A 22,490-nucleotide genomic window follows, 5' to 3' on the forward strand; every position below is an offset into this window, starting at 1 on the left:
GCTTGCCTTCCGTCGAGGGGCGGGTGTCACGCGGGCGTGGGGGCGTCGGGCCTGGTGGGGACGGCCGCGGCATCCGGTTCGGCCTCCAGATGGGAGTCGCGGGACGGCTCACGCACGAGGAGCGTGGCCAGCAGCGTGAGGGCGACGCAACCGGTCACGTACCAGAAGAACACGGTCTCGTGCCCGTTCTGCTTGAGGGCGAGGGCGATCGGTTCGGTCAGTCCGCCGAAGGTGGCGGTGACGAGGGCGTGCGGGAGGCCGACGCCCAGGGCGCGCACCTTCGTGGGGAACATCTCGGCCTTGACGATGGCGGCGAGGGCCGAGTACCCGGTGACGAACGCGAGGGCGAGGGTCATCAGCAGGAAGGCGACCCACGGGTTGCTGGTGTGTCCCAGGAAGGTCATCACCGGGACCGTGAGCACCATGCAGCCGATGGAGAAGCCGAACATGACGGGTCGGCGGCCCACCCGGTCGGACAGCGCGCCGACCAGCGGTTGCAGCAGCATGTAGACGAAGAGAGCGGCGAACCCGATGACCGTGACGGTCGACTTGGGGATGCCCGCGGTGTTCACGAGGTACTTCTGCAGGTAGGTGGTGTACGTGTAGAAGGCGACGGTGCCGCCGATGGCGAGGCCGAACACGGCGAGCAGTTGGCGCGGGTACTCCTTGAACAGGGCGACGAGTCCCTTGCGTTCGCCCTCGGTGGCGCGGGCCCGCTCCTTCTGGAAGTGCTCGGACTCCTCCATGGTGCGCCGCAGGTACATCACGGTGAGTCCGGCCACCGCCCCGACGACGAACGGGATGCGCCAGCCCCAGTTCGCGAGTTGGGCCTCGGTGAGCACGTTCTGCAGGACGATCGCGACGAGCAGCGCGGAGAGCTGGCCGAGCACGATGGACACGTACTGGAAGCTGGAGTAGAAGCCGCGCCGCCCGGGCGGCGCAACCTCGGAGAGGTAGGAGGCGCTGGAGCCGAACTCGCCGCCCACCGACAGGCCCTGGGCCAGGCGCGCCACGACGAGGAGGGCGGGCGCCCACAGGCCGATGACCTCATGCCCGGGCGACAGGGCGATGACCAGCGACCCGGCGCTCATCAGCAGCACGGACAGGGTCAGTGCCTGCCTGCGGCCGAACCGGTCCGCGTAGGCGCCGAGCAGCCAGCCGCCGAGCGGACGCATCAGGAATCCGACCGCGAACACCACGGCGGTGGACAGGAGTTGGGCGGTCTGGCTGCCCTCCGGGAAGAACACCGGGGCGAAGTAGACGCTGAAGGTGGCGTAGGCGAACCAGTCGTACCACTCGATGAGGTTGCCCAGACAGCCGCGCACGACGTTCGCGGTGACACGGGAAGGTGGGCTGGTGGCAGGTGTCTTGCTCGTCCGTGACATCCGTGGCATCCGTGGCGTCTCCGTACTCGGTGCTTGATCAGCGTGGGTCGGGCGGCTCAGAACGCCACTCATCATGAGTGCTGATGCGGGATGCGGAACAATAGAAACTCGTGATGCGTCCATGCCCCGGACGCATGGGAGCCCGCGGACGGACACCGTGCCCCTGGTCGCCCTACATCGGGGCCCCCTTGAGGAAGGCGACGACCATCGCGCCCGCCTCCTCCCGGCACTCCTCGAAGTACGCGTGGCGCGCGCCGGGGAACAGCCGCGTCGTGGCGTCGGGGATGCGGGAGGCGAGCAGCGGCACGTTGTCGGGCGGGGTGAGCCGGTCGTCCTCGCCGTGCAGGATGAGGGTGGGCGCCATGATGTGCGCCAGCGCGTCCCAGGCGTCGTGTCCCGTGCTGGCGCGGAGGTGGCCGCGGCGGGCGTGCGGCGGCATGGCGGGGTCGCCGAGCGTGCCGTACGGGCCGGGGTGGGCGGCGCGCCAGGCCGGTGTGTACATGAGGTCGGTCAGGGCCTCCTCGGCGGCGCCCGGCTCGCTCTGGGTCAACGCGCGGCGCACCTCCGCGTCGCGCTCGACGGCGTGCGGCCCGCCGGGTGATGTGCAGCCGAGGACGAGCCGGCGGATCCGCTCGGGGTAGCGGGCGGCGGCCCACTGCGCGACGCGCCCGCCCATGGAGGTGCCGTACAGGTCGGCGCGCTGGATGCCCAGGGCGTCGAGCACCCTCATCACGTCGTCCGCGAACTGCCAGGTGGCGTAGCCCTCCTGGGCCTCGGGCTTCCCGCTGGCGCCCGTTCCCCGGTAGTCGACGGTGATCGTGCGGCGGGCCGGGTGGAAGTCGTCGCGCACGGAGTCCCACCAGTGGTGGTTGTTGGCCTGTCCGGCGAGGAGGACGAGCGGGTGGCCGCTGCCGCGGCTCTGGTAGGCGAGGACGGTGCCGTCCGCGGCCGTGGTGGTGCCTTCTTCGGTGTGCACGTTCTCCCTCATCCCTTGGGTTCTCTTCTCATCATCGGCGCCGCTCCCGTGTCTCATTCATCGGTCCCGGACTCGTGTCTCATTCATCGGCGCCGCCCTCGTCGGCCGTCTTGGCGAGTCGCGCCGAGGGCCAGCTGCCGCTCTCCACGGCGGCGCCGACCTGACGCACCAACTCCTCGGCGACGACGTTCACCGCGGGCGGGGTGCGACCCGTGCGGGGTGTGCCCAGGACGATGGAGCGCCACGCGGCGGGTTCGCACAGCGGCGCGGCACTCAGTTCCCCGGCCGCAACGTCCTCGGCGAGGCCCACGCCGGGCAGCACGGTCCAGCCGTGTCCCGCTCGCGCGAGCTGCTTCTGCACGGGCATCGAGTTGGTCTGCGCCGCCACCTCGATGCGGGCGCCGGCGCGGGCCGCCGCCGACTCGATGAGCGCGCGCAACGCGTGCCCCGACGTCGGCATCACCAGAGGGCGCGCCGCGGCCTGCGCGAACGGGACGGGCTTGTCGGCGCGCAGCCCGGCCTCCGGCGGGGCCGCCACCCACAGCCGCTCGCGCACCAGCGGGCGTACGTTCAAGGAGGGCGCGCTGCCGAGGTTGTAGAGCAGCGACAGGTCGAGGTCGCCGTCGTCGAGCCACTGCTGCAGATGTCCTGAATAGGCGGTCATCACCCGCAGCTGCACGCCCGGGTGGGCCTCGCGCATGGCCGTCACCAAGGGCTCCGCGAGCAGTGCGAGCGTGCTCTCCAGCAGTCCGACGGTGACGATGCCGGACACCTCGCCGGGCGTGGGCCGCACCTCCGCACGGGCCCGCTCCAGCTCGTGCAGCGCCCGCCGGGCCCGCTCGACCACGACCGCTCCCGCCTCGGTGGGCCGCATGCCCTGCCGGGTCCGCTCGAAGAGCGGGACACCCAGCTCCTCCTCAAGGGTGCGGATCTGGCGGGTGACGGCGGGCTGCACCAGGTGCAGGACCGTGGCGGCCCGCGTCACGCTGCCCACTTCGGCCACCGTCACCAGCGCCTTGAGCTGTTTGATGTCCATCGCACCCCACCCCTCGCCCAGCCATCCGCGCCGCGCATGACGGCATCACCACTTGCTATTTCACGGGTACCACCATGAAGTCCCATGATGTTAAACGTCACGGGGAGGCCGCCCACCGGCCACCCCGCGCACCACACCGCACCGCACACGACCACCCCCGCTCCTGGAGGTCACCGCATGACCGGGACGACCGACCGTGCCACCTCGCCGACGCGGCATCCGCTGTCCGGGATCACCGTCGTCAGCCTCGAACAGGCCGTGGCCGCGCCGTACGCCACTCGGCAGCTGGCCGACCTCGGCGCCCGCGTCATCAAGGTGGAACGGCCCGACGGCGGCGACTTCGCCCGGCGCTACGACACCACGGTGCACGGCGAATCGAGCTATTTCGTCTGGCTGAACCGCGGCAAGGAGTCGCTCACCCTCGACGTGAAGTCACCGGCGGGCCGCGAGGTCCTCGACGAACTCCTCGCGGACGCCGATGTGTTCGTGCAGAACCTCGGGCCCGGCGCCGCCGCCCGCCTTGGCCTCGACGCCGCGACGCTGAGCGCGAAGCACCCGCGCCTGATCCCGTGCACCGTCTCCGGGTACGGCACCGACGGGCCGTGGGCCGACCGCAAGGCGTACGACATGCTGGTGCAGTGCCAGACCGGCCTGGTCTCCCTCACCGGCACGGCCGACGAGGCCGCACGGGCGGGTGTGTCGATCGCCGACATCGCCGCCGGGATGTACGCCTACAGCGGCATCCTGACCGCGCTGTTCACCCGCGCCACGACGGGCGTCGCGCACGCGGTGGAGGTGTCGCTCTTCGAGGCCCTCGCCGAGTGGATGGGGCAGCCCGCCAACTACACCCGCTACGGCGGGACGCAGCCGCCGCGCATCGGCACCCAGCACGCCACCATCGCCCCGTACGGCGCCTACACCGCACGCGACGGCAAGCAGATCCTGATCTCCGTACAGAACGAACGCGAGTGGCGCGCTCTGTGCGAACAGTTCCTCGGGCGGCCCGAGTTGGCCACCGACCCGCGCTTCGCCACCGGCTCCGCCCGCGTCGCCCACCGCGACGAGCTGAACGTCGTCATCGCCGAGCGCTTCCTGGAGTGCCCTGGCGCCGAAGCCGCCAAGGTGCTCGACGCGGCGGGCATCGCGAACGCGGGCGTCAACGACGTCGCCGAATTCCTCGACCACCCGGTGCTCGCGGAACGCGGGCGCTGGCACGAGGTCGGCACACCCGGCGGCCCCGTCCAGGCGCTGCGGCCCCCGGCCGACCTGGCCGGAATCGCTCCCCGGATGGACCCGGTGCCCGCCCTCGGCGAGCACACCGAACGACTGCTGGCGGAGCGTGGACGTACCCCCGAGCAGATCGCGGGCCTGCGTGCGGCAGGCGCGATCTGACACACCCCACATCCCGCTGCCCCAACTCCCCCCCCCCCCCCCCCCCCCCCCCCCGGACACCGCGACAAGACAGCAAGCAGAGGAGCAGGCCCCGTGAGCACCCTGGACGCCCTGGACAGCGACGAGCGGTTCGTCGTCGAGACCGTGCACGACTTCGTCGACAAGCATGTCAAGCCCGTCGTACAGGAGTTGGAGCACACCAACACCTACCCCGAAGCCCTCATCGAACAGATGAAGGAGATGGGCATCTACGGGCTCGCCGTCCCGGAGGAGTTCGGCGGCACCCCGGTCTCGATGCCCGCGTACGTCCTGATCACCGAGGAGCTCGCGCGCGGCTGGATGAGCCTCGCGGGCGCCATGGGCGGTCACACCGTCGTCGCCAAACTGCTCACCCTCTACGGGACCGAGGAACAGAAAGCGGCCTATCTGCCCCGGATGGCGACCGGCGAGCTGCGCGCGACGATGGCGCTGACCGAGCCGGGCGGCGGCAGCGACCTGCAGGCGATGCGCACCACGGCCCGCCGCCAGGACGACGGCACGTATGTCGTCAACGGCACCAAGACGTGGATCACCAACTCCCGCCGCTCCGGCCTCATCGCGCTGCTGTGCAAGACCGATCCGGACGCGACGCCCACCCACCGGGGCATCTCGATCCTCCTCGTCGAGCACGGCCCCGGCCTCACCGTCTCCCGCGACCTGCCCAAGCTGGGCTACAAGGGCGTCGAGAGCTGCGAGCTGTCCTTCGACGGGTACGTCGCCGCCGCCGGCAGCGTCCTCGGCGGGGCGGAGGGCAAGGGGTTCGGCCAGATGATGAAGGGCCTGGAGACCGGCCGTCTGCAGGTCGCCTCGCGCGCTCTCGGTGTCGGCCGGGCCGCCCTGGAGGACTCGCTCGCGTACGCGCAGGAGCGGGAGTCGTTCGGCAAGCCGATCTGGCAGCACCAGGCGATCGGCCACTACCTGGCGGACATGGCCACCAAGCTGACCGCGGCCCGCCAGCTGACCCTGCACGCGGCCCGGGAGTACGACGCGGGCCGGCGGGTCGACATGGAGGCGGGGATGGCGAAGCTGTACGCGTCCGAGACGGCGATGGAGATCGCGCTCAACGCCGTCCGCATTCACGGCGGTTACGGCTACTCCACCGAGTACGACGTCGAACGCTACTTCCGCGACGCGCCGTTGATGATCGTCGGCGAGGGGACGAACGAGATCCAGCGGAACGTGATCGCGGCTCAGCTCGTCAAGCGAGGGGGCCTGGACTCGTAAGAGGAGCCCAGGTGTAGCGGACGCGCACTCCGTGGTCCCGCAGCCAACTGGTCTCTCTGTGCCTCAGCTCGTGCGCGGACTCCGGGGCGATGGCACAGGGCCAGCGGACGAGGACCGCGGTGACGTCGCCGGTCTGCACCAGCTGCCGCACCCGCCGCCAGCCCGTGCGCCGGGCCGGGTCGGGCTCGCCGTAAGTGTCGGTGACGACCTCTGCGATCGTCAGTCCGCGTTCCTGTGCGAACGCGCGGCCTTCGGTCTGCGCGCACTGCGTGGCCGGCCCGGTCGCGTCCGGGGCCCGGTCGGCGCATACGTACAGCACGGCGGGTGAAGCGGTGTCGCAGTGGGGGGTCATGGGCGCCTCCTGTAGATGGATCGAGGAGAATGGATTCCTCGCCGCGCGAAGGGTGCTGAGCGGGGCCGGGCGGCCCCTGCCGGTCGCCCGGAACTCAGGAGAAGGCCGTCAACTCGACCCAGACGACCTTTCCTTCGGCCCGCGTCGAGCGCGCGGAGCCCCAGCGGTCGGCGAGCTGCTGCACGAGGAAGAGGCCGCGCCCGCCCTCCTCGCCGGGCCCGGCCCGATGCTCGGGCGCCCGCACCGGGGTGGAGCCCTCGTCGTGGAGTTCGATGCGCAGGCTGCGCTCGTCGCCGGTCAGCGTGAGGCCGCACAGGACCTGATCGCTCTCGGTGTGCAGCAGGGCGTTCGTGGTCAGCTCGGACACCAGCAGCACCGCGTCGCAGCAGGTGTCGCCCGGCACGTCCCAGGAACGAAGCCGCTCGCGCACGGTGTCGCGGGCGGATCTCGCGCTCGTGCGCAGCGCGGGCAGTCCGAACCAGAACTCCCGGCCGGGCGCGGTGGTGGCTAAGGCGGGGGACGCAGCCGGGGCCAGGGACGTGGGGAGAGTCACGAATGTCGCCTTCCAGTGCCTTCCGCGGGGCGGGCGCGGTGTGGGGGTGCGGGCTACAGCTCGATCCGTGAGAGGCACGGGCCAAGGCGGGCATCGCGGACCTCCTCGGGTCCTGATGCCGCGTCAGAGCCGCGACGTGACCGCTCACAGTGCAACTATGCGCGTGATCGTGCGCACGCTGCAACCGACTCCCTGATAATTTCAGGAAGCGGGCTATCACTCTGGCGTCATCATCAAGTCGCTGCAAGAATGCTCTTGTTGATGAATCCTCAGGAGGTTGGGCGTGAGTGAGGCCCGTTCCGGTACCAGCGCGCCGACAGTGCTGCGCATGATCCTCGGCCGCCGGCTGCAGGACATGCGTCTGGCTGCCGGTGCCTCGCTGGAGGACGCGGCGAAGGCACTGCGCGTGAAGACCCTGACGATCCGGCGGCTGGAAAAGGCCGAGGTCGCCCTGAAGCCTCTCTACGTGGAGAAGCTCCTGGAGACCTTCGGCGCCGGCCGCCAGGAGATCGACGAGTTCGTCGAACTGGCCGAGCAGGCCAACGAACCGGGCTGGTGGCACTCCTACCGGGACGCCGTCCCCAGCTGGTTCACCGCCTACGTCAGCCTGGAGACCGACGCCAAGACCCTTCGTACCTACGAACCCCAGTACGTCACGGGCCTCTTGCAGACCCCCGCGTACGCACGCGCGGTGTTGCGCGGCGGGCTGCCGAACGGCAGCGAGGAGGACCTGGAGCGCCGCGTGGCGCTGCGCCTGCGCCGCCAGGGCCTCCTGGAGAAGGCGGACGCACCCACCTTGTGGGTGGTCATGGAGGAGGCCGTCCTGCACAAGGAGGTGGGCAGCCCCGAGGTGATGCGGGAGCAGATCGAGCGCCTCCTCGAGGTGTCGGAGCTCGCGCACATCAGCCTCGACATCGTGCCCTTCTCCGCGGGTGCGCACGTCGGGGCCTGCGCCCCGTTCACGTACTTCCGGTTCGAGGAACCCGAGCTTCCCGACATCGTCTACAGCGAACTTCTGTCCGCATCCGTCTATTTGGACCAGCGCGCGGACGTGGTCGCCCATCTTGAGGCGCATTCGCGTTTGGCGCTGCTGACGTCGTCGGATGACAGCAGGGCGCTCTTGAACCGTATGCGCAAGGAGTACTCAACATGACGGTCGTCGAAGTCGAAGAGGGCGTCTACAACGGGATGCCGGCCCGCAACCTCGGGGAGCAGGGCTGGGAGCGCCCCTGGAGCGGGCCCAACGGTGGACAGTGCGTCGAGACGAAGCTGCTCGCCGACGGCCGCGTGGCCGTGCGGCAGTCGACCGACCCCGCCGGTCCCGCGCTGATCTACACACCGGAGGAGATCGCCGCGTTCGTCCGTGGCGTGAAGCAGGGCATGGCCGATCACTTGGCCGCCGGATGAGCCGGCGGCCCGCGGGAGGGGCGCCGAACACCGCTGGCGTTCCCGGCCTGTGGACCGACAGTCACACCTATGAAGGGGAGCACATGACCACCAGGCAGTCCGGCCGGGACCTCGACACGAGCAAGGCCCACTCGGCCCGGATGTACGACTACTTCCTCGGTGGCAAGGACCACTTCGAGGTCGACAAGGAGGCGGCCATGGTCGCCGCCAAGGCCCACCCCGGCCTGCCTGTCACCGCCCGCGAGAACCGCGCGTTCATGCACCGGGCCACGCGCGTGCTCGCGCAGGAGCACGGCATCCGCCAGTGGCTCGACATCGGCACGGGCATCCCCACCGAGCCGAATCTGCACCAGGTCGCCCAGTCCCTCGTGCCCGAGGCCCGCGTCGTGTACGCGGACAACGACCCGCTGGTCCTCAAGTACGCCGAGCGCCTCATGCGGAGCACCGCCCAGGGGCGCACGGCCTACATCGAGGCCACGGTCACCGACCCCGAGTCGCTGCTGGACGCCGTGCAGGACGCCGAGGTCCTGGACTTCAACAAGCCCATCGCGCTCTCCCTCAACGCCTTGATGCACTTCGTGACCGATCCGCACGACCCGTACGCGATCGTGCGCCGGCTGCTCGAGCCGCTCCCGGCGGGCAGCGCCCTCGCCATGAACCACTGCACGCCCGACTTCGACCCCGAGACGTGGAACGGGGTGGCGGAGGCGTACACCAACTCCGGGACGCCGGTGCGGTTCCGCTCGCACAGCGACGTCCGCCGCTTCTTCGACGGCCTCGACCTGATCGAGCCCGGCATCATCTGCTGCCACCGCTGGCGCCGCGACAACCCCGAGGACGGGACCGAGATCGCGGACGCCGAGATCAGCCTCCTCGCGGGCGTCGGTATCAAGCACTGAGCGGGCCCAGGCGGGGCCGAGGTCTCAGCCCCGCCGCTTCCTCAGATATCGGCGGGCCAGCACCACACCTCCCGCCACGACCACGACAGCACCCGCGGCCCACCCGATCGCCGCCGCCGGAGAGGTCCGCTCGCGACCGTTGATGTCGGTCGCCAGCGCCGCAGTGTCGTTGTCGTGCGTGCGGTCGTACTTGCCGACGACGCGGGCCGTGCCGCGCGCACCGGGGACGTCGTCGTCGATGCGGACGCGCACGGTCACCGTGGTGCTCGCGCCCTTGCGGCCGTCGATCTGCTCGAACGCCTCGCTGCCCAGGCTGCATCGCCACGCCTTGGAGCCCTTCGCCGGGCGCTTGCACGCGTTGTCCATCGGGTCGCCGTCCACCGTGTAGGGCGTGCCGGTGATCGTGGTGCCCTCGGGCGGGACGATCTCGACGCGGTCCGGGTTGATGCCGGGCAGCTTGCCTCCGTTGACGTTGCGTGCGCCGATGCGCACCGTCACGGTCTGTCCGACCTTGCCGCGGACGGATCCCTCGACGACCGGGGCGTAGTCGACCTGCGCGGTGCCGCGCACGATCAGTGAGCCCCAGGTGTCGCGGCTCTCCTTGATGTCACCCGTGGGAACGCGTTCGAGTGTCAGCTCAGGACCGCTTCCCCGGTGCGGGTAGGCGGCCTTGTCCCGTACCCCGTACAGGAGTTGATAGCGGACACTCTCCGCGGGCATGTCCGCGTCCAGGTGCCCGATCATCGGCTGGACGGTCCGCCAGGCGGTGTGCGGGGGAAGTGGTGTGTCGAACACGCACCAGGCGAGTTCGGTCCCCGCCATCCCCTCGTCCGAGGCGTCGTCCTCGGTGTCGGGGTACCAGCAGTTGCGGTACTTCTGGTCCACCGACAGATGGTGGCCGTAGGCGGACATCCGCAACGCGAACCTCTCGACCGGCCAGCCGCTCTCGTTGGCGAGGGCCGGCCGCAGCTCGACCGGCTCGTTCGCCTCGACCAGGCCGGGCACCCGCTCCGCTCCGGCCGGTGTCAGGTCGGGCGGCTGGATCTCCATCCGCATGTCCGCGCGCACGTCCGCGGCGTTGTCGGCGCGTGCGGTGAGGTGCACGGTCCCGCCGTCGCCGGGGGCCACGCCGTCGTTGCCGCGCAGGTGGAACGGGCTGAAGTGGGTGGCGTAGCGCAGCGAGCGCGGGTCGAAGCGACAGCGGAACACGGCATCGTCCCCGGTGCAGCGGTGCCCGGGAGTCAGCGTGCCGACGTCCTTCAACTCCCGGGCGTCCACGGTGATCTCGACGTTGCGGGCCACGCCGCCGTGCGGCTGCACCAGCAGCCTGGGGGCGTCGAAGCGTGCCTCGGCGCCCTCGTCGGGGTCGTAGAGTCCGGACGCCTCGGGGACGTCGAGCGTGAGCCGGACCTGTTCCTGCGCGAGGGCCGGGCCCGCCGTCCCGGTCATGGCCAGCAGCGTCCCTGCCACCAGTGCCGCAGCCCCCGCCCCGAAGCGCCGGCCCCACCCGCGTACCCGCCGCATTGCCACTCCCCCGTACTCGGCCCGTCACGGCCCCGTAGGCGGACGGGGCCACGAAGGCACCCTACGAGACACCTTCCGTGACACCGGCAGCCCTCTTCGAACCCGCTCCGCCCGCCGTCGGCGACACCGCCTCAGGGCGTCACGACGGCGAAGTTCGGGTCCGGTTCGTCCAGGAGGCCGAAGAGGCGGGCCAGGGCCGTCGCGTCGCCTTGCTGGCCGATGCCGTCGAGGCCGTGGCCCGACAGGATGCCGATGAGTTGGGCCTTGGTGAGGGTCACGGTCAGGTCGGCCCCGGTGTCCCGGGGATCGGGGAAGTGGACGAGCGTGCCGTTGGAGAGTTCCATGCGGTGCGTCTCCGCGAGGTCGATCACCTTCCACACGATGCTGAGGTGCGCGTCCCAGGCGCGGGGGCCGTTGACACGGATGGCGAGCGAGTCGAAGATCTGGGTCACCGAGAGGGCGGAGACCATGCTCGACGCCAGCGCGATCGGGGTCTTCGGGGCGCCCGCCGTCAGCTCGTGCGCCCCTTCGAGGAAGAAGTTGCGCCAGGTCGCGCACTCGGCGCCGTACCCGAGCCGGGTCAGCACATCGGCGAGGAGAGTCTTGGCGCCGGAGTGGTCGGGGGCGCCGAAGACGACGTGGGAGGCGAGTTCCGCGGCGAAGCGCAGGTCGCCCTCGTCGGCGAAGGTCCGGGCGGCCTCGACGGCCCGGTCGGCGCCGCCGAGCGCCCGCACGTAGCGCTCGCCCTGGGCCTGCGGCGGGTGCTGCCACAGATGGGCGGGGTTGCCGTCGAACCAGCCCATGTAGCGCTGGTAGATCGCCTTCGCGTCGTGGGAGACGGAGCCGTAGTAGCCGCGCGCGTGCCGGGCCTTCTCCAGCTCGGGCGGCAGCCGCAGTTCCTCGGCGATCTCGATGCCGGTGTGCCCGGAGTTCATCAGGCGCAGCGTCTGGTCGTGCAAGTAGCCGTACAGGTCGCGCTGTTGGCTCAGGAAGTGCGCGATGCGGTCCGTGCCCCAGGTCGGCCAGTGGTGGGAGGCGTAGACGACCTCGGCGTCGCGGCCGAAGAGTTCGAGGGCCTCGTTCAGATAGCGCGACCACATGCGGGCGTCGCGGACCTGCGCGCCGCGCAGCGTCAGCAGGTTGTGGAGGGTGTGGCAGGCGTTCTCGGCCATGCACAGGGCGCGCCGCTGGGGCAGGTAGAAGTTCATCTCCGCGGGCGCCTCGGCGCCCGGGGTCATCTGGAAGACGAACTTCACGCCGTCCAGGACCTCTTCCTGGCCGGTCCTGGTGATGGTCACGCTGGGCGGGATCAGCCCGACCGAGCCCGACGACGTGGCCATCCCGAGCCCCATGCTGACCTGCCCGGTCGGCCCGACGGGCGTGCCGAAGGCGGAGAAGTACATGCCGCGCCTGATCATCGCGGTGCCCGCGTAGACGTTCTCGGAGACCGCGTGCTCCATGAAGTGCTCGGGCGCCACGACCGGCACGTCGGAGTCGGGGCTGATCACGCCCATCACGCCGCCGAAGTGGTCGAAGTGCGGGTGGGTGTAGATCACGGCGGTCACCGGCCGGTCGCCGCGGTGCGCGCGGTAAAGGCCGAGCGCCGCGGCGGCCGGCTCGGCGGACACCAGCGGGTCCACGACGACGACGCCGCGCTCGCCCTCGATCAGCGACATGTTCGACAGGTCGAGGCCGCGCACCTGGTAGACGCCGTCGGTGACCTCGTAGAGGCCCTGGCGGGCGCAGAGCGCGGCCTGCCGCCACAGGCTCGGGTCGACGGTGTCCGCGGGCTCCGCCCGCTCCCTCAGGTACGCGAAGGCGTCACTGTTCCAGACGGTCTCCCCGGCGGCGTTCTTGACGACACCGGGTTCCAGGGCCGCCACGAACCCCTTGTCGGCGTCCGCCGCGTCGATTCCGTCGTCCGGGGGCAGATCGTGCGCGGGCATCGGGTCCCTCCTCAGGTACGGGGCTCCGCACCGGCCACGGTCCCGCCCCTTGCGCGGGTCCCACCGCCACGGGCCCTGAGGCCCCAGCCTCTGGCCGCGCGGGGGCCCGGACCATCGGGACTGGACCGAACGGGTGACGCGCGGCGGCCCGGGAACCCGCGGCGCGCCAGGAACCGCGGGGGCCACCGATGACTTTCCGCGCCCGCGGCAGTCCCCACCCACGTAAGGCAGAACGCACAGCGCGCGCACCGCACCTCACCGTCCGGAGGCACCATGTCCACCACCGGCAACGCCCTGCCGCCCGTCGTCGACCGCGCCACGTGGGAGAAGGAACTGGCAACGCTGCGGGTCCGCGAGAAGACGGCCACCCGGGAGCTCGACGCCATCGCCGCGCAGCGGCGCCGACTGCCGATGGTCGAGATGCCCGACTACGTACTGGAGGGCGACGAGGGACCGGTGCGGCTCGCCGAAGTCTTCGGTGAGCACCCGCAATTGATCGTCTACAACCACATGTGGCACGAGGGCGCGGAGTGGCAGTGCGGCGGCTGCACGGGCTTCACGTCCCAGTTCACCCGGCTCGCTGGGCTCGAGAAGTTCGACGCCCGCTTCGTGATCGTCACGCAGGGGCCGATCGACGAGGCGCTCGCGTACCGGCGCAAGGTCGGCAACACGATGACCTGGTACTCCACCGCGAACAGCACGTTCGGCTCCGACGTCGGCGCACCGCCGGACGCCGGGTTCGCGGTCAACGTGTTCCTGCGCGACGGCGACACCGTCTACCGCACCTGGCACACCGACGGCCGCGGCACGGAGCAGCTGAGCTATCTCTTCGGCCTCGTCGACCTGCTGCCGTACGGCCGGCAGGAGGAGTGGCAGGACTCCCCCGCGGGTTGGCCCAAGTCACCGACCTACAGCCGGTGGGCGTCGCCGCAGGAGATCGCGGCGGCGTACGGCGAGCGCGGCTGAGGTCAGGCGTCCTCGACGCCCAGCACCCGGTTCACGGTCGTACGGGCCTCGTAGAAGTCCTCGTCGGACACGTCCGGATCGTCCTCGGTCTGTTCGAGCCAGTCCGACATCTCGTCGGGCGACCAGCGGTCGAAGTCCTTGGGGATGTCGAGCGTCGTGGTGTTCATGCGCAGCCGCGCGACGGCTGTCGCCTCCTCGACGCTGATGGTGTTCACTTCGGTCATCGCGCCCCTCCCATCGGGTCTTCACGGGATCGGACCGGCGACCTTGCCAGACGCTCCCGGGCAGTGTCCAACCGCGACGTCACGGACAGTGAGCGCGGCCCGCCAATTCCTGGCCCACAGCGCCCGGTTGACCTCCGTAAACTCCGTGTCGGCGCGTCCTGTTCAACGCACCAGGACGTGTTCGCCGGAGCGGGGCACGACCGCGTGCCAGCCGAGCTCGGACCCGATGCGCTCACGCAGCGTTTCGGCCGCGGTCTGTTCGCCGTGCACGAGGTACGTGGTGTGGGGCGCGGGCGCGCCGCGGAGCCAGTCGACGATCTGCGCGGCGTCCGCGTGGGCGGAGAAGAACGGTACGTGTTCGACCCGGGCGCGTACCTTGACGTACTGGCCGAACATCTTCAGGACGTCGGCGCCCTCGGCGAGGTCGCGGGCGCGCGTGCCCTGCGCGGCGAAGCCGACGAGGGCGACCGTGTTGCGGGGGTCGGGCAGCAGCCGTCTGAGGTGGTGCAGGACGCGGCCGCCGGTGGCCATGCCGGAGGAGGAGACGATGACGGCGGGGCCCTGCACGTCGTTGATGGCGATGGATTCGGACACGCTGCGGGCCGCCGTGAAGGACGACGCGTCGAGCGCCGACTCGCCCGCGTCCGACAGGAGTTGGGGGTCGGCGCGGTCCACCGCCCGCCGGTAGACGTCGAGCGCGGACAGGGCCATGGGGCTGTCGACGTACACCGGCACGCCCTCCGGCAGGACGCCGGTGCGGCGCAGCTCGGCGAGTTCGCTCAGGACGACCTCGGTGCGGTCGATGGCGAAGGCGGGGACGACGACGGTGCCGCCGCGCCGGAACGTCTCGGTGAGGGTCTGTCCGAAGCGGTCGCGGGCGTCGGCGGCGTCCTCGTGGTCCCGGTCGCCGTACGTGGACTCCATCAGGAGCACGTCGGCGCCGGTGAAGGGGTCGGGCGGGCGCAGCAGCGGGTGTCCGGGCCTTCCGAGGTCGCCGCTGGCGGCGAGGGTGTGGCCGCTCTCCAGGGTGAGGTGGGCCCAGGCGGAGCCGAGGATGTGTCCCGCGTGGTGCAGGCGCACGCTCGTGCCGTCCGCGAGGCGCGTGTCCTTGTCGACGGGCACGGGGCGCAGCAGCCGCAGGGTCCGCTCGACGTCGTTCTCGTCGTACAGCGGCAGCGCCGGGCGGTGCCGGGACCAGCCGCGGCGGTTGGCGTGCTCGGCCTGTTCGACCTGGAGGCGGGCGCTGTCGCGCAGCACGATCTCGGCGAGCGCGGCGGTGTCGGGGGTGCAGACGATCTTCCCGTCGAAGCCCTCCTTCACCAGCCGGGGCAGATAGCCGCAGTGGTCGAGGTGGGCGTGGGTGAGGACGACGGCGCGGGCCGCGGCGGTGTCGGCGGGCAGCGGGCGCCAGTTGCGGCGGCGCAGTTCGCGTACGCCCTGGAAGAGACCGCAGTCGATCAGGATGCGGCTGTGGTCGCTCTCGACGAGGTACTTGCTGCCGGTGACCGTGCCGACGCCGCCGAGGAAGGTCAGCAGTTGCGGTCGCGGACCGCTCACGCGCCGTCCCCGCGGCCGTCCCGGACGACGAGGACGGGGCAGTCCGCGTGGATGAGGAGTGCCTGGCTGACCGAGCCCAGGATCAGTCCCTTGAAGCCGCCGCGGCCCCGCGCGCCCACGACGATCATCCTGGCTTCCTTGGACACCTCGATCAGGGTCGGGCGCACCCTGCCCTCAAGGAGTCGTCGCTCCACCGAGATGTGCGGGTGAGCGATCAGGCCGGGGGCGAGGGCGTCGGTGAGGGTCTGCCCGGCCGCCTTGCGCAGTTCGCTGATGTTGGAGATGAGCGGGGTCAGCGCGCCGGGGCGTTCCGGGCCCTCGGCGGACCAGGTGTTCCAGACATGCAGGGCGAGCAGTCCGGTGCCGCGGCGCTCTGCCTCGCCGAACGCGGCCTCGACCGCGGCCTGCCCGTCGCCCGACGAGTCGACGGCGACGGCGACGAGGCCGTCGGCGTCGACCCTGCCCCGCACGACGAGCACGGGGCACTCGGCGTGGGCGGCCAGGTACACCGCGACCGAGCCGATCAGGAGTCCGGTGAAGGCGCCCAGGCCGCGGCTGCCGACGACGACCAGGTCCGCATCGGCCGAGCGGACCGTCAGGATGGTCAGCGGCTCGCCCGTGACGATCTCGCCCTCGACGTCCGCGAGGTCCGGCTCCGCGGCGCGGGCGTGTTCGACGGCCGCCGCGACCACGGTCTCGGCCTGCCCGCGCAGCGCGTCCGCGGCCGCCGCGAATCCGGCGGCGCGCATCATCGGCCAGACGAAGGCGTGCACGATGCGCAGCCCGAGGCCGCGCTGCCGCGCCTCCCGGGCCGCTACCGCCACGGCCTCCAGACTCGAATCGGACCCGTCGGCCCCGACCAGTACATGGCCTGCCATGCGCGCGCTCCCTGTCGTTCCCGTCTCCGTCCGTGGCCGCCTGTGCGGCCCGGTTCCAGCCTGACCCGGTCTGCCGGGCGGCGCACGGCGAGACCCGGGGCCCGGGTTCCTCCGCCGCACCGCGGACCAGCCCATTGCCTCGCTCGAACCACCGGTGTCACCATTGGTTCATAAATCGCTGGAGAGCCCTCGGGAGCACACGCATGGCACGCACGGCGCGATGGATGGCAGGCGGAACGGCGGTCGCGGCCGCCGGGGCGGGGATGGCCTGGCTGTGGCGGCACCAGGAGGAGGTCGCGTTCCGGCGGCCGGTGAACGAGTGGACGTTCACGCACATGTCGACGGTGCTGCCGGTGGCACACGTGCCCGCCGCCGCGCGGGTGCGCCCGCTGCCCATGGGGGAACTGCCGCCCGGATTCACGTACGAGTTCGGGGGCACGCACCGCACCCTGGAGCAGCTGCACATACGCACGCACACCACGGGGTTCGCCGTCCTGCACCGCGGGCGGCTCGTGCACGAGAGCTATCCGGGCCGCTTCGGCGGGCCCGCCCGCCGCTTCCAGCTCTTCTCGCTCACGAAGTCGGTGACGTCGGTGCTGCTCGGGATCGCCCTCGCGGAGGGCGCGCTCGGCTCGCTCGACGACAAGGTGGTGACGTACTGCCCCGACCTTGCCGGGTCGGCCTACGACGGGCCGACGGTCGCGGATCTGCTCGACATGACGAGCGGCGCCGGCGGGGTCGAGGACTACGAGGATCCGCAGGCCCCGGTCAACCGGCTGATGCGGGCCGTGGCCGGGCGGGGCTCGGTGTTCGACGTGGTCCGTTCGGTCGACACGGGCGCGGCTCCCGGCACGTTCTTCAACTACTCGACCCTCGACACGCAGGTCCTCGGCTGGGTCCTGGAGGGCGCCACCGGCATGCCGCTCGCGCGGTACGCCGCCGAGCGGCTGTGGAGCAGGATCGGCGCGGAGACGGGCGCGTACTACGGGCTGACGCGCGGCCGTCCGCGGACCGCCGTCGGCGGCGGATCGTTCAACGCGACGGTCCGCGACATGGCCCGGGTCGGGCTGCTCATGGCGCGCGGCGGCGTCGTCGACGGGGAGCAGGTCGTCCCCGAGGAGTGGGTCGAGCGCGGACGCGGCAGCGGGAAGGAGTTCCTGCGGCCGGGAGCGCTCAGCGAGCTGTACCCCGCGCACTACGGCTACGCGAACCAGTGGTGGACGCTCGGCGGTTCCGGCGAGCACCGCGCCTTCACCGGGCTCGGCATCTACGGGCAGTTCCTGTGGGTCGATCCGGTGGCGGACGTCGTCGTGGTGAAGACGAGCGCCTGGCCCACCGCCGAGGATCCGGACCGGGACGCGGAGACCGTGGCGGCGCTCTCGGCCCTGGTCACCCACCTGGCCACGGCGGAGTGACGGGGCGGGCCGGTGCATAGGATTGGCGCCATGACAGACCACGGCGGCAGCACCCCGGCACGGGCCGCCCGAGTCGCCGCTGCCGCTCGGCGCGGCCGGCCGCCGTCCACCGCGCTCAACCGGGACCGGATCCTGGACGCCACCCGCGCCCTCGTCGAACGCGAGGGTCCGGAGGCGCTCACGCTGCGCCGCCTCGGCGCCGAACTCGGCTCGAACCACACCGCCGTGCTGCGCCACTTCTCCGGCAAGGAGGAGATCCTCCTCGGGCTCGCCGAGCAGCTGATCGAGGAGGCCGTCACGGGGTACGAGCCGACCGACTCCTGGCGCGAGACCCTGGCGGGCCTGGCCCGCCGCGTCCGCAGCGCCTGTCTCACGCACCCGCAGGTCGCCGCGGTCGTGGCGGGACGGGTCTCGCGGCGCGACGCCGAGTTCCGGGGCGCGGACCTCGTCATCGGCGCGCTGCGGCAGGCCGGTTTCGGCGACCGGGAGGCCGCCCGCTACTACCGCGCGCTCGCCGACACGGCCCTCGCCATGGGCGCCCAGGAGGCCGCCGTCGCCGCTCTGGACGCCGCGGCCCGGGAGGGCGGCCGTCTTGCCTGGCGGCGCGAGTACCTGGCCGTGTCGCCGACCGCCTATCCGCACCTCGCGTCGGTCGCCCCGCACCTGGCCGCCGCGGACGAGGACGACCAGTTCGAGACGGTCCTCGGACTGCTGCTCGACGCGGTGGAGCTGCGGGCACCCCACAAGCCCTGATGGGGCGATGCGCCCCGCGGCCGTACTTCCCCACGCTCACCCTGCGCTCCGGCACCTCACCCGAAGAAGCACCCCTACACCCTCGACCGCAGCCGCGTCAGGACAACTGGACTGCCCTGTGCGGTACTTGATGCTTCTCCTACGATGGCGAGGACCCCGGGATCACCCGGCACCGGTCCGGGCCGTCCATGGACGTGGCAGCACCCGCTGGAGGGGAGCGGGTGTTGCTGCATGTCGGGCGCCGGCTACCGCAGCGCCAGCATCGCCGCGGCGATCTCAGCGACGTCCGCGTCGCGGATCGCGGTGGCGGCCTCCTCGAGGACGAGCAACCGCGCGCCGGGGACGTCCCGCGCGATCGCCTCGCCGTTGCCCACGGGGAAGAACGGGTCGCGGCGGCCGTGCACCACGAGCGTGGGGACATCGAGCTCCGGCAGCCGCTCGCGCCAGCGCGGTGCGCAGTCGAGCCGCGAGAACACCATCCCCAGGTGGTTGGCCATCTGGACCTGGGGGTCGGTGCCGGGCGTGCGGTCCCAGACGCGCGTCGCGACCGAGCGCGCGGCGACCGGGTCGTTGCCCATGACCTCCGCGCCGGCCGCCGCGAACTCCGCGACCGCCTCGCGGTCGGTCCAGTCGGGCATCGGACTCGAGAACAGCCGGCCCATCGTCGCCTGGTTGTGATCGGGGAGGTCGTCGTCGACCGGTCCGGGCGCGACCGCGCGCGTGCCGACCAGGGTGAGCGCCGAGAACGCCCCCGGGTGGTCGAGCGCGGCCACCTGCGCGACCATCCCGCCGACGCCGATCCCCGCGAGGTGCGCGGGGCCGCCGCCGAGCGCGTCGACCAGGGCCGCCGCGTCCGCGGCCAGGTCACGCAGCGTGTAGTCGGGCGCCTCCGGGTCCCCGGTCGCGGACGCCCCGCTGTCGCGCAAGTCGTAGCGCACCACCAGGCGCCCGCCGGCGGCGAGGCGCTCGCACAGCGCGTCGGGCCAGGACAGCATCGTCGTCCCGCCCACGAGCAGGATCAGGGGCGCGTTTTCGGCGCCGAACGACTCGATGCCCAGGACGGTGTCATTGGCTTTCACAGTGGTCATGCCAGGGAAGACCCGGTCCGCGTCCGGAATTCATCGCCTGGTGCCACTCAGGTCAGCGCGCCGGCGGCCGACGCCTCGACCGCGACCACCGCAACGTCGTCGTTCCGGGGGCGGCCACCCCATGCCCGGGCCGCGGCGGTGAGGTGGTCGACGACCTGCGCGGCGTTCGCCTGCGGCGGGGGCGCCCAGTGTCGCGCGGGGTCGAAGAAGGTGCCTTCGGGGGCGCGGGTCTCGGTGATGCCGCCCGTCACGCAGACGAGCACCTGCGGCGTCGTTTCGACGGTGTGGGGCCTGCCGCGCTCGGAGGACAGGTGGAACATGCCCAACGGCAACTCCGCGTCGGGCAGGGCCAATTCGCGTACGAGCCCGTTCTCGACGGCGCAGGGGGCGGGGTGGCCACAGTTGAGGACGGTGATCCTGCCGTCGGTGCCGAACTGGATCAGGAGGGCGGTGGCGAAGCCCTCCGTCGCAGAATCCTCGGTCCCGCCCCCGACAGGGCGGCGCGGGCAACGGAGCGTGCCGCGTGTGCACCAGCGCGTAGAAGTCGCCACCCACGGCGGCCTCCGTGTCCGCCGGTTCGTACCGACTGGCCAGCGTGAACCCGCCCGCGCTGCGCGGCAGTTCGGGAAGGATGGCCTGCTGGAGCCGACCCACGACGGAGCGGGCGGAGTCGACGTGCTCGCGTTCGCTCTGCAGCACGCGGGCGACGAGGAACGCCAGGACCACGCCGGTGACGGCGGTGGAGACCCGCATGAGCTCGTACTCCGCGGTGTCGTGCCGGGCGGTGACCACGATCGCGCAGACGGCCAGCCAGGCCAGGGCGATCGTGAGCGTCGTGCGCAGGTTCGACACGGCAGCGGCGGTCAGGGCGGCCATCAGCGCCAGCGGCGTCCCCGTGCACCAGGCCGGCGCCCACAGCTCCACGGCCGCGGCCCCCGCCAGCATCAGCAGCGGCGCCAGGGCTGTCACGATCGCGCCGAGCGGCGGCGTGGAACAGGTGCGACGGGCCGATTCGGTCAGCGGCGTCCTTCACGTCGCCTCCGGTGACCTCTGGCGTGTGAACGAAAAGTCGGACAGATACCAGAGTGCACTTTGATTGAGAGTTGAACCATGAGTCGAGGGCCCCAACCCCCAAAGCGCCACTAATGGGGACTAAAAGTCACCAGTAGGCATTAACGGAATGAAGGCCGCCCTTGGATTCCAACCAGAAGGTACTTGGTGCGGCGGTCGTAGTCGTCCCGGGGAGGCCGCTCGCCGTGCTTGAGGGCGAGGGCGTTGTCGAGGACGAGTGCGTGCAGGTCACCCGCTGTGAACTCCGGTCGCAGCGCACCGGAGGCGCGGGCCGCCGCGACGAACTCTTCGTTGGCCACGGTTCCGACCCGGCAGATCTCCATGAGCTGCTCCGAGTGCGGATACGTCTGCAGCAGGACGTCATTGAAGGCAGGCTGGCGGTACTGGAGGTCGCGGAGCGCGGTGAGGTAGTACGTGATCCGCTCGCCGACGTCGTCGATGGCCCGAGCGTGGTCGACGAGGGCGAACAGCTCGCCCGCCACGATCTCCTCGATGACGGCTTCGATCAGGCCGATCCGCCCGCCGAACCGGTTGAAGATGGTGGCCTTGCTGACCCCTGCCGCCTCGGCGACCTGCTCCAGCGGCACCGTCAGGCCCTGCCCCCGGAAGGCCCCGATCGCGGCGGAGCGGATCTGTTCCGTGTTCCGCCGGGCGTCAGCCCGCAGCCGAGGCCCCGAACGCGCCGCATCGGCCATGACGCTCACCACCTCTTCCAGTCACCCGTCGACGTAACTTGACCCACCTGGTCAGTTTACCTACGGTCGCCGAAGGAAAAGAAATTGACCAGGCTGGTCAACTTACGTCCGTGCCCACCACCAGGACGGTCGCCGTGGGTGTTCAGGAAGGGCCAGAAGCATGATCGTTGTCACCGGCGCCACCGGTGGTCTTGGCGGCGCCACCGTCGAGCACCTCCTCCGGCGCATCCCCGCCGACCGGATCGGCGTCAGCGTCCGCGACACCGCCAAGGCGCGACACCTCGCCGACCGCGGCGTGCGCGTACGACAGGGCACCTACGAGGACCCGGCCGCGCTGCGCGACTCGTTCGCCGGCGCCGAGCAGGTCCTCCTGGTCTCCGGCAACGACCCGGCCGCCGACATCGTCGGCCTGCACCGCAATGCCGTCGAGGCCGCGGCCGAGGCCGGAGTCCGCAGGGTCCTCTACACGAGCCAGCAGGGCGCCGTCCCCGGAAACCCGTACCGACCGTCGGACATCCACATCGTCACCGAGGCGATCCTCGAGGACTCGGGCCTCGCCTGGACCGCGCTGCGCAACGGTGCCTACGGTCCGCTCGATCAAGTGCTGGGCCCGTGGCAGCGGACCGGCGTGATCGCCCAGCCGGCGGACGGCCCCGTTCCGTACACCGACCGCGCCGACACGGCCGAGGCCACTGCGGCCGTCCTCGCCGGTGACCGTTCCTTCGACGGCCCCGTCGACCTCACCGCGCCGACCGCCGTCACCTTCGACGATGTCGCCAAGATCGCCTCCGGCCTCACCGGCCGCACGATCGAACGCGTCGTCCTCGACGACGAGCAGTGGGTCGCCGACCAGGTCGCGATCGGTGTGCCGGAGCAGGGGGCCCGATTCATGCTCACCTGGTACCAGGCCGCACACGAGGGCTACTTCGCCGAAACCGGCCCGCTGCTGGCCGAACTCCTCGGCCGGGAACCCCGCACCGTCGGCGACCGGCTCGCGGCCCACCTCGCCTCCTGAGCCCCAACGTCTCGGCGACCTAGGGCCTGTCGTTTGGATCAGGCCGGGCGCGCGGGGGCGGGTACAAAAGAAAAATCCAAGGTGCTCCCACCACC

At 71.6% G+C, this 22,490-nt stretch carries 23 protein-coding genes; 10 read left to right on the forward strand and 13 right to left on the reverse strand.

Annotated elements, in window-relative coordinates; translation table 11 throughout:
- Positions 1-26: 26 nt before the first annotated feature.
- The 3 genes from ACIA8D_RS28180 to ACIA8D_RS28190 form a co-directional block, all read right to left on the reverse strand.
- Positions 27-1,385: an MFS transporter gene (locus tag ACIA8D_RS28180; protein ID WP_399236582.1), complete on the reverse strand. Its 1,359-nt coding sequence runs from the start codon at positions 1,383-1,385 to the stop codon at positions 27-29.
- A gap of 172 nt (positions 1,386-1,557) precedes the next feature.
- The gene (locus ACIA8D_RS28185; protein ID WP_399236584.1) at positions 1,558-2,373 is read right to left on the reverse strand and encodes an alpha/beta fold hydrolase; all 816 of its coding nucleotides are present in this window, start codon (positions 2,371-2,373) and stop codon (positions 1,558-1,560) included.
- Between the two features lie 67 nt (positions 2,374-2,440).
- Positions 2,441-3,397, reverse strand: a complete 957-nt coding sequence (locus tag ACIA8D_RS28190) for a LysR family transcriptional regulator (protein WP_399236586.1) — start codon at positions 3,395-3,397, stop codon at positions 2,441-2,443.
- A 177-nt stretch (positions 3,398-3,574) separates the two neighbouring features.
- Here ACIA8D_RS28190 and ACIA8D_RS28195 point away from each other — a divergent pair, with 177 nt between their 5' ends.
- Both ACIA8D_RS28195 and ACIA8D_RS28200 read left to right on the forward strand, forming a co-directional pair.
- Positions 3,575-4,789, forward strand: coding sequence for a CaiB/BaiF CoA transferase family protein (locus tag ACIA8D_RS28195; protein WP_399236588.1), 1,215 nt, complete (start codon positions 3,575-3,577; stop codon positions 4,787-4,789).
- A gap of 93 nt (positions 4,790-4,882) precedes the next feature.
- On the forward strand, positions 4,883-6,052 hold the full coding sequence (locus tag ACIA8D_RS28200) for an acyl-CoA dehydrogenase family protein (RefSeq protein ID WP_399236589.1): 1,170 nt from the start codon (positions 4,883-4,885) through the stop codon (positions 6,050-6,052).
- Here the strand turns inward: ACIA8D_RS28200 and ACIA8D_RS28205 are convergent.
- Positions 6,027-6,404: a recombinase family protein gene (locus tag ACIA8D_RS28205; protein ID WP_399236591.1), complete on the reverse strand. Its 378-nt coding sequence runs from the start codon at positions 6,402-6,404 to the stop codon at positions 6,027-6,029. The genes ACIA8D_RS28200 and ACIA8D_RS28205 overlap by 26 nt on opposite strands.
- Before the next feature lie 94 nt (positions 6,405-6,498).
- The gene (locus ACIA8D_RS28210) at positions 6,499-6,957 is read right to left on the reverse strand and encodes an ATP-binding protein (RefSeq protein WP_399236593.1); all 459 of its coding nucleotides are present in this window, start codon (positions 6,955-6,957) and stop codon (positions 6,499-6,501) included.
- A 283-nt stretch (positions 6,958-7,240) separates the two neighbouring features.
- Here ACIA8D_RS28210 and ACIA8D_RS28215 point away from each other — a divergent pair, with 283 nt between their 5' ends.
- The 3 genes from ACIA8D_RS28215 (at position 7,241) to ACIA8D_RS28225 (ending at position 9,263) form a co-directional block, all read left to right on the forward strand.
- Positions 7,241-8,110 carry a helix-turn-helix domain-containing protein gene (locus ACIA8D_RS28215; RefSeq protein WP_399236595.1) on the forward strand — a complete coding sequence of 290 codons (870 nt, stop codon included), beginning with the start codon at positions 7,241-7,243 and terminating at the stop codon, positions 8,108-8,110.
- Complete coding sequence (locus ACIA8D_RS28220) at positions 8,107-8,364, forward strand: DUF397 domain-containing protein (protein ID WP_385755314.1); 258 nt, start codon at positions 8,107-8,109, stop codon at positions 8,362-8,364. Before ACIA8D_RS28215 ends, ACIA8D_RS28220 begins: the two co-directional genes overlap by 4 nt.
- An 83-nt stretch (positions 8,365-8,447) precedes the next feature.
- Positions 8,448-9,263, forward strand: coding sequence for an SAM-dependent methyltransferase (locus ACIA8D_RS28225; protein WP_399236598.1), 816 nt, complete (start codon positions 8,448-8,450; stop codon positions 9,261-9,263).
- A gap of 24 nt (positions 9,264-9,287) precedes the next feature.
- Here the strand turns inward: ACIA8D_RS28225 and ACIA8D_RS28230 are convergent, their stop codons facing one another.
- Complete coding sequence (locus ACIA8D_RS28230) at positions 9,288-10,712, reverse strand: hypothetical protein (protein ID WP_399236600.1); 1,425 nt, start codon at positions 10,710-10,712, stop codon at positions 9,288-9,290.
- A 206-nt stretch (positions 10,713-10,918) separates the two neighbouring features.
- Positions 10,919-12,733, reverse strand: a complete 1,815-nt coding sequence (locus tag ACIA8D_RS28235; protein ID WP_399236601.1) for an alkyl/aryl-sulfatase — start codon at positions 12,731-12,733, stop codon at positions 10,919-10,921.
- 273 nt (positions 12,734-13,006) lie between these two features.
- On the opposite strand from ACIA8D_RS28235, the gene ACIA8D_RS28240 reads away from it, so the two are divergent.
- Entirely contained in the window at positions 13,007-13,699 is a 693-nt protein-coding gene (locus ACIA8D_RS28240; RefSeq protein ID WP_399236603.1) for a DUF899 family protein, read from the forward strand.
- Between the two features lie 2 nt (positions 13,700-13,701).
- Here the strand turns inward: ACIA8D_RS28240 and ACIA8D_RS28245 are convergent, their stop codons facing one another.
- The 3 genes from ACIA8D_RS28245 to ACIA8D_RS28255 all read right to left on the reverse strand — a co-directional run bounded on the left by ACIA8D_RS28245 (position 13,702) and on the right by ACIA8D_RS28255 (position 16,358).
- Positions 13,702-13,923, reverse strand: coding sequence for a hypothetical protein (locus tag ACIA8D_RS28245; RefSeq protein ID WP_399236604.1), 222 nt, complete (start codon positions 13,921-13,923; stop codon positions 13,702-13,704).
- Between the two features lie 162 nt (positions 13,924-14,085).
- Entirely contained in the window at positions 14,086-15,480 is a 1,395-nt protein-coding gene (locus ACIA8D_RS28250; RefSeq protein WP_399236606.1) for an MBL fold metallo-hydrolase RNA specificity domain-containing protein, read from the reverse strand.
- The gene (locus tag ACIA8D_RS28255; RefSeq protein ID WP_399236608.1) at positions 15,477-16,358 is read right to left on the reverse strand and encodes a universal stress protein; all 882 of its coding nucleotides are present in this window, start codon (positions 16,356-16,358) and stop codon (positions 15,477-15,479) included. The genes ACIA8D_RS28250 and ACIA8D_RS28255 overlap by 4 nt, the downstream gene beginning before the upstream one ends.
- Before the next feature lie 224 nt (positions 16,359-16,582).
- On the opposite strand from ACIA8D_RS28255, the gene ACIA8D_RS28260 reads away from it, so the two are divergent.
- Positions 16,583-17,773, forward strand: a complete 1,191-nt coding sequence (locus ACIA8D_RS28260) for a serine hydrolase domain-containing protein (RefSeq protein WP_399236610.1) — start codon at positions 16,583-16,585, stop codon at positions 17,771-17,773.
- Between the two features lie 30 nt (positions 17,774-17,803).
- Positions 17,804-18,526 carry a TetR/AcrR family transcriptional regulator gene (locus ACIA8D_RS28265; RefSeq protein WP_399236612.1) on the forward strand — a complete coding sequence of 241 codons (723 nt, stop codon included), beginning with the start codon at positions 17,804-17,806 and terminating at the stop codon, positions 18,524-18,526.
- Between the two features lie 245 nt (positions 18,527-18,771).
- Here the strand turns inward: ACIA8D_RS28265 and ACIA8D_RS28270 are convergent, their stop codons facing one another.
- Both ACIA8D_RS28270 and ACIA8D_RS28275 read right to left on the reverse strand, forming a co-directional pair.
- A complete protein-coding gene (locus ACIA8D_RS28270) occupies positions 18,772-19,614 on the reverse strand; it encodes an alpha/beta fold hydrolase (RefSeq protein ID WP_399236614.1) in 843 nt (280 codons plus the stop codon).
- 47 nt (positions 19,615-19,661) lie between these two features.
- Entirely contained in the window at positions 19,662-20,165 is a 504-nt protein-coding gene (locus ACIA8D_RS28275; RefSeq protein ID WP_399236616.1) for a SpoIIE family protein phosphatase, read from the reverse strand.
- Between the two features lie 200 nt (positions 20,166-20,365).
- Between ACIA8D_RS28275 and ACIA8D_RS28280 the strand changes: the two genes are divergently transcribed.
- Complete coding sequence (locus ACIA8D_RS28280) at positions 20,366-20,710, forward strand: hypothetical protein (protein ID WP_399236617.1); 345 nt, start codon at positions 20,366-20,368, stop codon at positions 20,708-20,710.
- A 76-nt stretch (positions 20,711-20,786) separates the two neighbouring features.
- Here ACIA8D_RS28280 and ACIA8D_RS28285 read toward each other — a convergent pair whose 3' ends face one another.
- On the reverse strand, positions 20,787-21,380 hold the full coding sequence (locus ACIA8D_RS28285) for a TetR/AcrR family transcriptional regulator (RefSeq protein WP_399236618.1): 594 nt from the start codon (positions 21,378-21,380) through the stop codon (positions 20,787-20,789).
- 160 nt (positions 21,381-21,540) lie between these two features.
- On the opposite strand from ACIA8D_RS28285, the gene ACIA8D_RS28290 reads away from it, so the two are divergent.
- Positions 21,541-22,395 (forward strand): NAD(P)H-binding protein, encoded by an 855-nt coding sequence (locus ACIA8D_RS28290; protein ID WP_399236620.1) that lies wholly within the window; start codon positions 21,541-21,543, stop codon positions 22,393-22,395.
- Positions 22,396-22,490 lie beyond the last annotated feature (95 nt).

This window comes from Streptomyces sp. NPDC051684, from assembly GCF_044453445.1.
Taxonomy (GTDB): domain Bacteria; phylum Actinomycetota; class Actinomycetes; order Streptomycetales; family Streptomycetaceae; genus Streptomyces.